This is a genomic window from Bradyrhizobium sp. HKCCYLR20261 (assembly GCF_051168435.1).
In the GTDB taxonomy this organism is placed as follows: Bacteria; Pseudomonadota; Alphaproteobacteria; order Rhizobiales; family Xanthobacteraceae; genus Bradyrhizobium.
Map to the genome: position 1 here is coordinate 227731 of NZ_JBNPUZ010000004.1, position 12261 is coordinate 239991.

At 65.2% G+C, this 12261-nt stretch carries 13 protein-coding genes and 1 tRNA gene; 6 read left to right on the forward strand and 8 right to left on the reverse strand.

From position 1 onward, the window contains the following. The first annotated feature begins 250 nt into the window (after positions 1 to 250). Entirely contained in the window at positions 251 to 619 is a 369-nt protein-coding gene (locus ACQR1L_RS11115) for a hypothetical protein (RefSeq protein WP_434857997.1), read from the forward strand. 92 nt (positions 620 to 711) lie between these two features. Here the strand turns inward: ACQR1L_RS11115 and infC are convergent, their stop codons facing one another. Next, positions 712 to 1251, reverse strand: a complete 540-nt coding sequence (gene infC, locus ACQR1L_RS11120) for a translation initiation factor IF-3 (protein WP_085963464.1) — start codon at positions 1249 to 1251, stop codon at positions 712 to 714. A gap of 325 nt (positions 1252 to 1576) precedes the next feature. On the opposite strand from infC, the gene ACQR1L_RS11125 reads away from it, so the two are divergent. Continuing rightward, positions 1577 to 2362 (forward strand): alpha/beta hydrolase, encoded by a 786-nt coding sequence (locus ACQR1L_RS11125; RefSeq protein ID WP_434857998.1) that lies wholly within the window; start codon positions 1577 to 1579, stop codon positions 2360 to 2362. An 11-nt stretch (positions 2363 to 2373) separates the two neighbouring features. Here the strand turns inward: ACQR1L_RS11125 and queG are convergent, their stop codons facing one another. Further along, a complete protein-coding gene (gene queG / locus ACQR1L_RS11130) occupies positions 2374 to 3552 on the reverse strand; it encodes a tRNA epoxyqueuosine(34) reductase QueG (protein ID WP_434858292.1) in 1179 nt (392 codons plus the stop codon). Next, positions 3501 to 4193 (reverse strand): glutathione S-transferase family protein, encoded by a 693-nt coding sequence (locus ACQR1L_RS11135; protein ID WP_434857999.1) that lies wholly within the window; start codon positions 4191 to 4193, stop codon positions 3501 to 3503. Before ACQR1L_RS11135 ends, queG begins: the two co-directional genes overlap by 52 nt. A gap of 350 nt (positions 4194 to 4543) precedes the next feature. Between ACQR1L_RS11135 and ACQR1L_RS11140 the strand changes: the two genes are divergently transcribed. Beyond that, positions 4544 to 5350, forward strand: a complete 807-nt coding sequence (locus ACQR1L_RS11140) for an undecaprenyl-diphosphate phosphatase (protein WP_434858000.1) — start codon at positions 4544 to 4546, stop codon at positions 5348 to 5350. A 118-nt stretch (positions 5351 to 5468) separates the two neighbouring features. On the opposite strand, the gene ACQR1L_RS11145 is transcribed toward ACQR1L_RS11140, so the two are convergent. Further along, on the reverse strand, positions 5469 to 6437 hold the full coding sequence (locus ACQR1L_RS11145; RefSeq protein ID WP_434858001.1) for a complex I NDUFA9 subunit family protein: 969 nt from the start codon (positions 6435 to 6437) through the stop codon (positions 5469 to 5471). Between the two features lie 225 nt (positions 6438 to 6662). Between ACQR1L_RS11145 and ACQR1L_RS11150 the strand changes: the two genes are divergently transcribed. Further along, positions 6663 to 6749, forward strand: a tRNA-Leu gene (locus ACQR1L_RS11150). A 1093-nt stretch (positions 6750 to 7842) separates the two neighbouring features. After that, complete coding sequence (locus ACQR1L_RS11155; RefSeq protein ID WP_434858002.1) at positions 7843 to 8139, forward strand: hypothetical protein; 297 nt, start codon at positions 7843 to 7845, stop codon at positions 8137 to 8139. 18 nt (positions 8140 to 8157) lie between these two features. On the opposite strand, the gene ACQR1L_RS11160 is transcribed toward ACQR1L_RS11155, so the two are convergent. The 4 genes from ACQR1L_RS11160 to ACQR1L_RS11175 all read right to left on the reverse strand — a co-directional run bounded on the left by ACQR1L_RS11160 (position 8158) and on the right by ACQR1L_RS11175 (position 11287). Beyond that, the gene (locus ACQR1L_RS11160; RefSeq protein ID WP_434858003.1) at positions 8158 to 8487 is read right to left on the reverse strand and encodes a hypothetical protein; all 330 of its coding nucleotides are present in this window, start codon (positions 8485 to 8487) and stop codon (positions 8158 to 8160) included. 642 nt (positions 8488 to 9129) lie between these two features. After that, positions 9130 to 9363 (reverse strand): hypothetical protein, encoded by a 234-nt coding sequence (locus ACQR1L_RS11165; protein WP_434858004.1) that lies wholly within the window; start codon positions 9361 to 9363, stop codon positions 9130 to 9132. Between the two features lie 413 nt (positions 9364 to 9776). Next, positions 9777 to 10871 (reverse strand): NAD(P)-dependent oxidoreductase, encoded by a 1095-nt coding sequence (locus ACQR1L_RS11170; protein ID WP_434858005.1) that lies wholly within the window; start codon positions 10869 to 10871, stop codon positions 9777 to 9779. A gap of 29 nt (positions 10872 to 10900) precedes the next feature. Continuing rightward, the gene (locus ACQR1L_RS11175) at positions 10901 to 11287 is read right to left on the reverse strand and encodes a hypothetical protein (RefSeq protein ID WP_434858006.1); all 387 of its coding nucleotides are present in this window, start codon (positions 11285 to 11287) and stop codon (positions 10901 to 10903) included. 204 nt (positions 11288 to 11491) lie between these two features. On the opposite strand from ACQR1L_RS11175, the gene ACQR1L_RS11180 reads away from it, so the two are divergent. Further along, positions 11492 to 11755: a hypothetical protein gene (locus ACQR1L_RS11180; RefSeq protein WP_434858007.1), complete on the forward strand. Its 264-nt coding sequence runs from the start codon at positions 11492 to 11494 to the stop codon at positions 11753 to 11755. Positions 11756 to 12261 lie beyond the last annotated feature (506 nt).

Sequence of the window (12261 nt, forward strand, 5' to 3'; positions counted from 1 at the left end):
GATGCCAACGGCAAGCCGCCCGCGAAAGCGGCGCCATCCGGCGAAAATGCTCGTTAGAGCGTTGGTTGTGCTCAGGTTTCGGGTCCAAACGAGGACCCACCCGCACAGGGACATCGCCACGGCAGCCCTTGATCAGCCGGGCGACGAAGGCCGCGCTTATGCCAGAGACGATCGAACTTGGCAACGTCGAACCATGGAATCAGCTATTCCGACCCATGATCAGCTTTCGTTAACCAAGCCGAGGTCCGCCATGGTCCGCATCGTTCGTCCCGCTGCCGTCGCCGCTGTCCTGGCCGCGGCTGCATTCTCGTCTTCCGCCCCGGCGCAAGCCGCCGGGTTCGATGGTCCCTGGACCGTCCTGATCATCACCGAGGCCGGCAGTTGCGATCAGGGCTACAGCTTCCCGGTGCAGATCAGCGGCGGGCGGGTGACCTCGGCCGGCTCCGCCAACATCACCGGCACGGTCGGCCGCGGCGGTGCCGTCACGGTGCGGGTCTCGCAGGGCGGCTCGTCGGCCAGCGGTAACGGGCGGTTGGGCGCGACCTCAGGGTTCGGCCGGTGGAGCGGGAAAGGCTCGGCCGGGACCTGCAGCGGGCGGTGGCAGGCGACGCGGTCCTGATACCGTCCAAAAGAACGGCCGTGATCGGTCCCCTCAAGAGAAAAGCCCGCCAACGCGTGGCGGGCCCGGTTTGAAGCGTCGTCTCTCGCCTCTCAGCGCGGGGCCAGAACCATGACGACCTGACGGCCCTCGAACTTGGCGTCCTGTTCGACCTTGGCGAACGCCGCCACGTCGGACTTCACCTTGTCGAGCAGCTTGGTGCCGATCTCCTGGTGCGCCATTTCGCGGCCGCGATAGCGCAGGGTGATCTTGACCTTGTCGCCCTCTTCGAAGAAGCGCTGCATCGCCCGCATCTTCACGTCGTAGTCGTGGTCATCGATCATCGGGCGGAGCTTGATCTCCTTGATCTCGACGACCTTCTGCTTCTTGCGGGCCTCGGCGGCCTTCTTCTGCGCCGAATATTTGTACTTCCCGTAGTCCATGATCTTACAGACGGGAGGCGAATTGTTCGGCGAAATCTCGACCAGGTCCATGCCGGCCTCGGCCGCCATCTTGATCGCGACAACGGTCTCGACGACACCACGGTTGGTGCCTTCGGCATCGATCAGCTGGATCTGCGCATTGCGAATCTCATCATTGGTGCGCGGCCCGTCTTTGACGGCAGCGGGCGGGGCTCGATTAGGGCGGCGAATGGGTAGTTCTCCAAGGTTGTGGAAGAAGGCGGCTAGTTTGAAGGAAGATGCCTTTGCGGGCAAGGTCGCGCAGGCCCGGTGCGTCGAAATTCCGCCCGGCAATTGCGGCACTTGCGTCGCACGCGCAGGATGTCGGCGTGGCGGCGTATTCCCCCAAAGGAGACCAACTGGCCAGGCGGGCGCGCGAACGCGCGGGTCCAGCCTTGTGGTTCCGCCCGCGGACATAGAGTGCGCAACACGCTTTCGCAAGCGGCAGCGTCGCTCCAAGCCGATTGACGGACACGGCCGGCTCCCCCACACAACGTCCGCCATTGGGTAACGATCCATGAACCAACCACTCGAATCGACCGACCTCCCAGCCTTCATCTCTGTCGGCGCCGGCGATGCCGGACGCCAGATCGCTGTACGGGCCCGCCCGGGGACTGCGCCGGGGCTGTTCTGGCTCGGCGGCTTCAATTCCGACATGAAGGGCACCAAGGCGGTGGCGCTCGAGGCCTGGGCGGTCGAGCGCGGCCGCGCCTGCGTCCGGTTCGACTATTCCGGCCACGGCGAATCCGGCGGGCGCTTCGTCGACGGCACCATCGGCCGCTGGCTCGAGGAGAGCGTGGCCGTGTTCCGGCAGTTCTGCCGCGGGCCGCAGGTGGTCATCGGCTCGTCGATGGGCGGCTGGATGGCGCTGCTGCTGGCGCGCGAACTGCTGAAGCAGCCCGGCGAGGCTTCGCTGGCGGGTCTGGTGCTGATCGCGCCGGCGCCCGATTTCACCGAGGAGCTGATGTGGAAGGGTTTTTCGGCTGATATCCGCCGGGAGATCGAGACCAACGGCGTCTGGATGCGTCCGTCGGAATATGGCGAGCCCTATCCGATCACGCGGGCGTTGATCGAGGACGGCCGGAACCATCTCCTGCTGGGCTCCGCGATCAATGTCGGTTGCCCCGTCCGCATCCTGCAGGGCGCGCAGGATCCCGACGTGCCCTGGCAGCACGCCTTCGCGTTGGCGCACCGGCTGCCGGCGGAGGACGTCGTGCTGACCATGATCCAGGACGGTGACCACCGGCTGTCGCGGCCGCAGGACATCGCGCGGATGCTGGCCGCCGTCGGCGAGATGGGTTGAGGCTGGCCGCGTCAGCATCGGGTTTGCCACTCCGCGCGGACGCTGTCGTCGGTTTCGGTGGCGAGCGCGGCCTCGGCCGTTTTCGTGAAGGTCTGCGGGTCGAGCAGTTCTCCGAGCGCCCAGGCCGCCGCGCCCCGCACCAGTGGATTCGGATCACGGGCGAGCCGTTCGGCCCCCGGGATCAGCGCGGCATCACCGGAGTTGCCGATCGCGATCAGCACGTTGCGCAGGAAGCGGTCGCGGCCGATGCGCTTGATCGGCGACTTCGTGAACAGTGCGCGGAAGGCGGCGTCGTCGAGGCCAGCCAACTCGGCCAGCTCAGGCGCGCGTAGCGCGTCTCGCGCCGCCAGCTTCGCTTCGCGCCCCTCCTGCGCGAACTTGTTCCAGGGACAGGCGGCGAGGCAGTCGTCGCAGCCATAGACGCGGTTGCCCATCGCCTTGCGGAACTCGCGCGGGATCGGCCCCTTGTTCTCGATGGTCAGATACGAGATGCACCGCCGTGCATCGAGGCTGTAGGGCGCCGGGAACGCCGCGGTGGGACAGCTGTCGAGGCAGGCCCGGCACGAGCCGCAATGATCGCGCTCCGGCGTGTCCATCGGCAGCGCGAGCGTGGTGTAGATCGCGCCGAGGAACAGCCAGGAGCCGAAGCCTGATGACACCAGGTTGGTGTGCTTGCCCTGCCAGCCCAGGCCCGCCGCTTCCGCCAGCGGCTTCTCCATCACGGCGGCGGTATCGACGAACACCTTCACGTCGCCACCTGTGCTGGCGACCAGCCAGCGCGCCAGCGTCTTGAGGTTCTTCTTGATGACGTCGTGATAGTCGTCGCCGCGGGCATAGACGGAGATCGCGGCGCGGCTGCGCTGGGCGAGAATGGCGCGCGGATCCTCATCGGGCCCGTAATTCACGCCGAGCATGATGACGCTGCGGACCTCGCTCCACAGCGTCCTTGGATCGGTGCGCCGCGACGGCTCGCGGGCGAGCCAGTCCATGTCGCCGTGCCGGCCCTCGGCGAGGAAGCGCTCGAAGGCGGCGATTCGCTCAGGGCTCACCATCGGCGCGGTGATGCCGATGGCATCGAAGCCGAGCTTCAGCGCCTCGGCTGCCAGCGCTGCCTTGAGGGCGTCTGGCGCGTTGGCGCTCAGAAGTCGAGATCCACGTAGGTCCGCGACGCCGGCACGCCGGCCAGCCAGTCGGACAGCAGCGGCCGGAACGACGGCCGCGACTTCACCCGCGCGTACCACGCCTTCGCGGCGTCGTCCTCGATCCATGGCACGTCGCCGAGATAGTCGATCGCGGAGAGATGCGCGGCGGCGGCGAGGTCGGCATAGGTCAGGCGGTCGCCGGCCAAAAAGTTACGCCGCTGCGCCAGCCAGCCGATATAGGCGAGGTGATAGCGCACATTGGTCTTGGCGGCGCGAATCACGTCGGTCGACGGCGGTCCGCCGCCATCCTCCTCGCTCATGAAGCGCTTGTAGATGCGCTCCGTGACCAGCAGGTTCGAGGCCTCCTCGAAGAACTTGGTGTTGAACCAGTCCATGAGACGGCGCACCTCGACGCGCTCGGCCGGCGATGATGGCATCAGCCGGCGGTCGCCCGCCTCCGGCCCGCAGGTCTCGTCGAGGAATTCGGCGATCACGCCGACGCCGGGCACCGGCGGCATATCGTCGACCGACAGCACCGGCGTCGTGGCCGCCGGATTGAGCACGAGGAACGCCTCGCGACGCTCCCAGGCGCGTTCCTCCACCAGGCGCAGATCGAGCCCGTATTCGCCGAGCACCAGGCGGACGAAACGCGAATGCGGGCAGAAGGGATGGTGGTAGAGCGTGTACATGAAGCCTTTCGACGATTCCGCAGCCACTGCGCTTAACGAACGATCAACCACCGGCTTGCGCCGATGCATCGTCCCGATACCGCCGGGCGGTGGCCCTCGCGAATCGGACCATTAGCGCATGGTCGGCGAAAGTGTAAGCAGTAGGGCTGCGGGCCGGCATGCTGGAAACGACGCTCCGGGGAACAACGCGCCAGATCCGCCGCCCGGCCGTGCGTCCTCTTGATTCGTATGTCCGATCACGCACCGGTTCATTCATCCGATGTGGCCGCTCGCAGCGCTTTTTGCAATTGCGGGCGTGGGCCGAATAGGCGAGAAGGGCGGCGTTTTGCCGGCAAGGTTGGATCGGATCAATGATGTCAGACACGCTGCGGGCGGTGATTCTCGGGATCATCGAAGGCGTCACCGAATTCCTCCCGGTCTCCTCGACCGGCCATCTGCTGCTCGCGGAGCGCTTCTTCGGCCTCGGCGACGAGGGCTTCTGGAAGAGCTTTGCGATTCTCATCCAGCTCGGCGCCATCCTTGCGATCGTCGCGCTGTACTTCTTCAAGCTGTCGCGCGTCGCCGTGGGCGCCCTTACCAACCCCGACGACCGCCGCTTCATCATCGGCGTGCTGATCGCCTTCCTGCCCGCCGTCATCATCGGACTCATCGCCGGCAAATACATCAAGGCGCTCCTGTTCGACCCCTGGGTCGTCTGCTTCTCGCTGATCGTCGGCGGCGCCATCCTGCTGTGGGTCGACCAGATCGACCTGAAGCCGCGGGAGCATGACGCCACGCGCTATCCGCTGCTGATGTATCTCTGGATCGGCGTCGCGCAGTGCATGGCGATGATCCCCGGCGTGTCGCGCTCCGGCGCCACTATCGTGGCGGCGATGCTGCTCGGCGGCGACAAGCGCTCGGCCGCGGAGTTCTCCTTCTTCCTGGCGATCCCGACCATGGTCGGCGCCTTCGTCTACGACTTCTACAAGAGCCGCGCCGAGATGACGTCCGATCATCTCGGCCTCATCGCGATCGGCTTCGTCGTCTCCTTCATCACCGCGATGATCGTGGTGAAGGCTTTCCTCGGCTACGTCACCCGCCACGGCTTCGTGCTGTTCGCCTGGTGGCGCGTCATCGTCGGCACCCTCGGTCTGATCGCGCTGGCGCTCGGGAAGTAGTCAGGCCCCAGCTCTATCCACTCGTCATTGCGAGCGAAGCGAAGCAATCCAGAGTCGCGCGTGACGCCCTGGATTGCTTCGCTACGCTCGCAATGACGGCGGTTAACAGATGTGCCCCTCACGCATTCTTGCGCTGAAACTGACCCGCCGGGCGGAAGCGCCAGAGATATTGCGGGCCGACGGCCTCCAGCGAATCCGGCGTGATGCCCAGGCCCTGCAACGTGAGCCCCGCCGCCTTCGCGGCCTCCGACACCACGTTGTCATGGCGCAGCAGCTCGACCTGGTCCGGCGTCAGCTTCAGCGGGCCCGGCGCGAACTGCAGGAACGCGGCCTGCAGCTTCGCCAGACCGAACGGCAGCGGCAGCAGCATGCGATCGCGGTCGGTGATGTCGAGGATGATCTTGAGGATCTCGCGGAAGCTCAGCACCTCCGGTCCGCCAAGCTCATAGGTTGCGCCGGCCTGCGCCTTGCCGTCGACAGCGTCGGCCACGGCATTCGCGACGTCGCCGACATAGACCGGCTGCATCTTGGTCTCGCCGCCGCCGACCAGCGGCAGGAATGGCGCGATGCGGGCGAGTCCCGCGAAGCGGTTGGTGAACTGGTCCTCGGGGCCGAACACCACCGACGGCCGCATGATCACGGCCTCCGGCACCGCGGCCAGCGCGGCGGCTTCGCCGGCGGCCTTGGCGCGCGCGTAGCTCGAGGCCGACTCGGCATCGGCGCCGATCGCCGAGACGTGCACCAGGCGGGCGCCGGCGGCCGCCGCGGCCTTCGCCACGGTGGCGGCGCCTTCGGCCTGCACCGCGTTGAAGGTCTGCGCGCCGCTCTCGGTCAGGATGCCGACGAGGTTGATCGCGACATGGCTGTCGCGCAGCGCCGCCGCGACCGAGTCGGGATAGCGCAGATTGGCCTGCACGGTGTGGATCTGGCCGACGCGGCCGAGCGGCTGCAGATGGCCGGCGAGCTCCGGCCGGCGCACCGCGACGCGGATGCGGTAGTCGCGCTTGGCCAGCGCCCGGACCACGTTGCGGCCGACGAAGCCGGAGCCGCCGAACACGGTGACGAGGGTGTCCAGATTCGATGCCATTGGGATCATTCCTGGGATAGCCGGGCGGTCGATCCGCCCCGGACGAGAAGCCTGTCAGCGGCGATTCGCACCCCGCGGCCCGCCATCTTGGACCGCTGTATAGCCCATCGCCCGCATCGCGGAAAAGGGAGCCGTGTTTTTGCGCCTGGGGTGAGAAAAATTGTCATCTTGGGCTCGGAGTGGTTTGACAAGCCGCCGTTCGATCCGTACACACCGCCTCCACATGCCCAGGTGGCGGAATTGGTAGACGCGCTGGCTTCAGGTGCCAGTGGCTTAACGGCCGTGAAGGTTCGAGTCCTTTCCTGGGCACCACGCTTCGCTCTTCGAGCTCCGCGTGGCGCCGCCGAGCTGAAGCTCCGCTTGTGAATTTCCCCTGATATCGCTGTCGCTGCCGAAGTCGCCGGTCCACGCATTGCGTGGGTCGCAGACGCTTCGTCGCGCACTGGCGGCTTTCGCCGTAAGCTCCATTCGAGGCATGACATCCATCTCGTTGCACCATCTCGTTGCAGTTCTCGATCTCGCCGCGCCGACGGTCTGCTCCCCTCCCCCTTGCGGGGAGGGGTCGGGGGTGGGGGTCCACGAGTCCCGCTGCACATGATGCGCGCCTCGCTTCCGTTCTTTGAAAGTGACGGCGCTCACCATTGGCGTCAGCGCCTGGAGACCCCCACCCCCGACCCCTCCCCGCAAGGGGGAGGGGAGCGCACTGTCGTCGCGGCGATAGCCTGGCTCAATCGCGCAACGACCATGCGCCCCGCGTCTGCGATCCCGATCGGCGTCTTGCATGCGGATCATTCTCATCATCGCGAACGGCGCCCTGTGCTTGGAGAATCTCGGACAAACATCCTCAGCCTCGCGACGCATTCCGCGCCCGAGCCATGCTTGTCGTCTCGCCCCCAAAACACTGAGGGCGCAGGGAGAGCCGGGTGCCGACTGCACCCATGGCCCGCCAGCGAGAAAAACTGCTGGCGGCAGGAACCACAGGTACGCGCCGGATCATCCGGCCCTCCCTGCGCAACGGTTTTAACGGCTGCTTCGCGTTCTCCCTGGTGCGCCGGGCTTGTTGGCCACCATCCCCATGTGAAGCGAAAGCCTCGACATGGGTTGATATCAGCATCGGGATATCAGGACCGCGCGACTTGACCGTGCGTGCATCCTTGTTCGTCCGCGCGATTAGCTCACGCTGCAACGACACACGCCCATCGCATCCCACTGCCAACGTCTCGTGACGGTCGCGACACGCCCCTCATGCGGCAGCAGGGACGCGCGGAAATGTGCAGGTGATTTGCCCGACGACACAAGGCCTAATGCTGCGACAGACTGGCACGACGGGCAATTTGGAGATGGCTGCTATGCGGACTAAAAGCAATGCCAGGATGAGGGAGCGTTTGGTTCGTCGTGAGGGCCCATGAGCACCAGGATCATCTGTGATGCGATCGCGACGCGAGCACTATTGGCCTTCGTCTATCAAGGCAGACGCCATCTCGTAGAACCTCACTCCCTCGGTTACGAGCTGAGAGATGAGCAGACCAATGGGCCCTTGCTGCTTCGCGCCTGGTGCGATGGCAGCTGGAGCGACTTTCAGGTCAAGTTCATGAACCGGCTGCAACTCGCGGACGAGATGTTTGTCGATGCCAGACCGGGGCATCGGTCGATGGCTGTCGTGCTATGCGACGTCTATGGAAAGCGCAGGTCGGCCGATTAGCAAGAATTCTGCTCTCGGCTAGCTGAGCGTCAACACAAGCGACGCTACGCCCAGCACCGCAATAGGTACGCCCATCGTGTGGCATACAAATATGTTCGTCTCCATCTTTCTCTCGGCATAGAACACGAATTCTCGCAGCCGTGGTCTTCCACGAAACGCCCAGATCGCCCCCAAGAGGACGTAGAAGGTCAGGAATGGAAGACCGAAGAGGACGCCACACAGCCATTCGTTGCGCCAGGGCGCGTTCGCGCTCCCCGTCGCGAGAGCCAGCAGCGGCAGGAGAAAACCAAGTAAGAAGGGCGCCTCCTGCACCGCGATAAAGCCATTTGTTCCGCTGCCGGATGGCATCAAAGGGAACGTGAGCCAACTCGTGTTTCTCCTGCGGTGGAAACACCTTCGACATGCCCTTCGCGAGAAGGCCACCGATCAAGCCGCTCAACACGTCATCGAGCATATCTTGCGCTTCCTTGTGATCCTCGCGCGCCGCGCATGAGCCTCCCGCGTCGTGCAGCCTTTAGCCCCCTTACGTGAAGTTCAGCGCGGCACTGCGACCCGGCTCCGGCTGGGACTGATCATACGGCATGCGGAGCGCGTCATCCTTCAAGTTGACGCCGCGGTTAATGCCGGGTTGTTGCTTCTCGGCAGCCGCCCGCCGGTGGCCATGCGCGCGCACCCAGCTCCTATCGATGCGTTGCACAACGCCGCAGCTCCCGGATAATCAGTAAGGACGACCGCCAACCAGGGGAGGTGACGGAGGCGGCTTTGCGCATACCGGAATCTGCTAGAGTATGCTTCGTCTTCGCTTCCGTCACGAAGACTCGTTCGGCGGCATAGTGCGGGTACATCGTAGGCCTTGGTCTCAGCAGTTGCTGATGCCAGAAGCCGGACAAGATCCTTGATCATCTCAGGTGGAAATTGGGCGCGCATCTCGCATGGGCCGTTCTAGTTTTTCTACCATCTAAGTTGTCAGTAGCTTGTCTTTCGATGGAATCAGTTGTGCAGCAAGCGGGCGGCCCAACCGAACCAGCTGAGTTTAGCGGCCCAAAGGGGGCTGCTCAGAACGATGGCTGATGCCAATCCCATCACGCGTACGGGCCGCGTGGTCATATATGCAAGCAGCAACGTCAGCAGCATGCCCCGATTGGCGCCATAGTTACGCTTGAGATCGCCGCTGCACTTAGCGATCTCGACCAGGGCTGAATACTTCGCATTGTTTTCCGACAACTCGACCTCCTGTCTCTGTCGGCGATGCGACGCACGATGGCAAGTTGCCTCCGAGCCGCAACGCACCCAGGTCTGAGAGATCGAGCTTGCGGAAATGTCTCGGAGACTATCTTGTCAATTAGCTTAATAATTACAGCAACTTAGGTTGCTAGTATGGGGCGGGGCGCTCGTTGCGTACAGGATTGTTTAAGAAGATGTTCAGCGAAGGACCAACCGCCGGTGTCCTCCCCGCGAGGCGGAATATTCATACCGTGTGACCCGTTCCGCTTGTCTCCATCAAAGCCGTCAAAGGGAGCTCTGGATCAGCCCCAGCGATGCGGCGAGGCGGGTTTATAGACGAAAGAGGATGCCTCTTATCAGTTCGTCGCCACGGACGCTCTTCGCGGTCGAGAGCGACCAATAAGCTCGATGGGTCACGCCTCGCGCGACGCCGCGATCACGCGCGCCAGCACCGGCCAGTACAGATCGCCATACCCCGCCTCGGTCGCCTCTCCGAGACGTCGGTCCGCAAGCTCCGCGCCGGGCAGGTCGATCTGCACGGACCGGGCGAGATCGAGGGCATAGCCGATGTCCTTGCGCGCATATTCGGTCGAGAATGCGCGCTCGGGATATGTATCGGGCAGCATCGCCTTCATGCCGTGGTGGCGCAGCGCGAAGCTGTCGGCGGAGCCCTTGGCGAGGGTCTCGAACAGCAGCGTGGGATCGAGGCCGGCGCGCTTGGCGGTCTCCAGCGCTTCGCCGAGCGCCACGACGGTCTGCATCAGCACCATGTTGTTGAGGATCTTCACCACCTGGCCGGCGCCGACGCCGCCGCAATGGGTGATGTCGGTGGCGAACATCGCAATCAGCGGCCGCAACCTCTCGAACGTGGCCGCGTCGGCCCCCACCATCACGCTCAAGGTGCCGTCCTCGGCCGCCTGCCGGGTGCGGGCGATCGGCGCATCGGCGTAGGCGGCGCCCTTGGCGGCGAAACGCGCCGCCAGCTCGCGGGTGGCCTGCACCGGCGAGGTGCCGAGGTCCACGATGGTGTGACGCGCTTCGGCGTGACGGAGCAGGCCGTCGTCGCCGTCGCATACGGCCTGGACGTGCTTGCCGCTCGGCAACGCCATGAAGATCAATTCGGCCTCGCGCGCCAGCTCCGCGAGCGACGTGGCCCTGACGACGCCGACGTGGGCTAATCGCTGCAGCGGCGCATCCGCGCGATCGAAGCCGAGCACCGTGGCGCCGGACTTGAGAGCGAGATTGCGGCACATCGGCTCGCCCATAACGCCCAAACCGATGAATCCGATTGCGCCCATTGCAAGTTCCTCTTCATTGGGCCCTGCCATCTCGACGATGGCGCGCCAGCGCTGCCGGTTGGCGGAGGCACGCTCGGAATAGTCGTCTGAATATTCGTTGGTGTCGATCGAGCAAACGACCTGCTGGTGATGTCGGCGATGCGGATGTGGATCAAGAGCAGGGCGCCGCGCGCCGGACCGTGACCCGGCCGACGCGGATCGCAAACCCATGAATCTGCCGCGATCAGGGCAATGGCCGACTACTCGGTCTCCGCCTCGCCGCTGACGCCCAGCCGGCGCAGCATCACCGTCAGCGCGATCGCCGGCAGCATGATCCACAGCGTGACATCATCCGGCCGGCGCAGCGCGCCCAGCGTGGCGTGACGGACGAGGAAGCGTCCGAGGGCGGTGCGGCGCGAGGTCACGCTGCGCAGCAGCAGCGGGACGCCAAAGACGAAGGCCAGGATGACGACCGTCATCGCCAGCGGCCATCCGCCGGGAAACCGCTCGACGCCGCGGGCCGCGAAGCCCACCAGCAGCAGTACGCCGACCAGCGTCACCATGCCGCCGCACAGGCCGGAGGCGACACGGATGAGCAGGTCGTCCTGCATCAGCTCGTGCTCGACCTGGCTGATCAGCTGCTTCATGGCCCTCGCTCCAAGCGCGCGGTTACAGTGAACCGCGATCGTCACTCGAATTCGTGTCGGGAGCACGGTGCAGGTTCGACGCGGGCGTCGCTGTCGGGTGAGCGGCCGCGATGCCGAGCCCTGCGATCTCAGATTGCCGAAGGTAGCATTCTCCCGCTCGGGCTCTGGATCGCCGTTCGCCAGCCGATCTCATTGTCTCGTTCGTTGTCACGGACACATCCGTTCGGCGCCGGCGGCGCCTATGTCGAGATCGTGAGCCGGACGACCTTCGCGAGCTTCCGCCATCGCCTGTATTGCAAGGGCGACACCGCGCATGTCTATCTGGCGATGATCCCGAACTCGAAATACGACAGCAATTTCGAGACGACGATGCGCGGCATCATGGCGGAGCGCGCGGTCGAGCTGATCAGCGACGCCGGCAAGCGCCGTTTTCCGCTCATGCTGGCGGCGCTGGAGGCTGCGCCGTAGGGGCCCCAGACCTCCGTCCAGATCGTCGGCGCGACCATGGCGGATCTGCAGGCGGCCAAGCGAATCGAACTCTCGGATGACGGGCTCGGCAAGGTCGATCCGAGCTGCTGATGGGGCTGCAGTTCGACCTCACCGGCGACCGCCGCAAGATCGGCATCGTCGCGCGCTCCTGCGTGAAGTGAGGGCGGCGGCGATTTCGTCACTCAGCCGGGCCGTCCCGGCTCAGAGCATGTTGTGCGACCCTCCCGTGGAGGGCAGGGCCATCGAATATGACGATCGAGGTTATGTGCTCGTCTCTCTCCGCGTCGTCATGGCCGGGCTTGTCCCGGCCATCCACGTCGTCCGGCATGCTGAGAACGAGGTGGATGCCCGGGACAAGCCCGGGCATGACGGAGTAACTCACGTGCAAGATCGTTTGCTGCGACGGTCTAGAATATCCATATGCGATAGCCCTGCTCTCCGTGGGAGGGTGAGAGTGAGGATGTCGCTGTCAGCAAACCATCGCA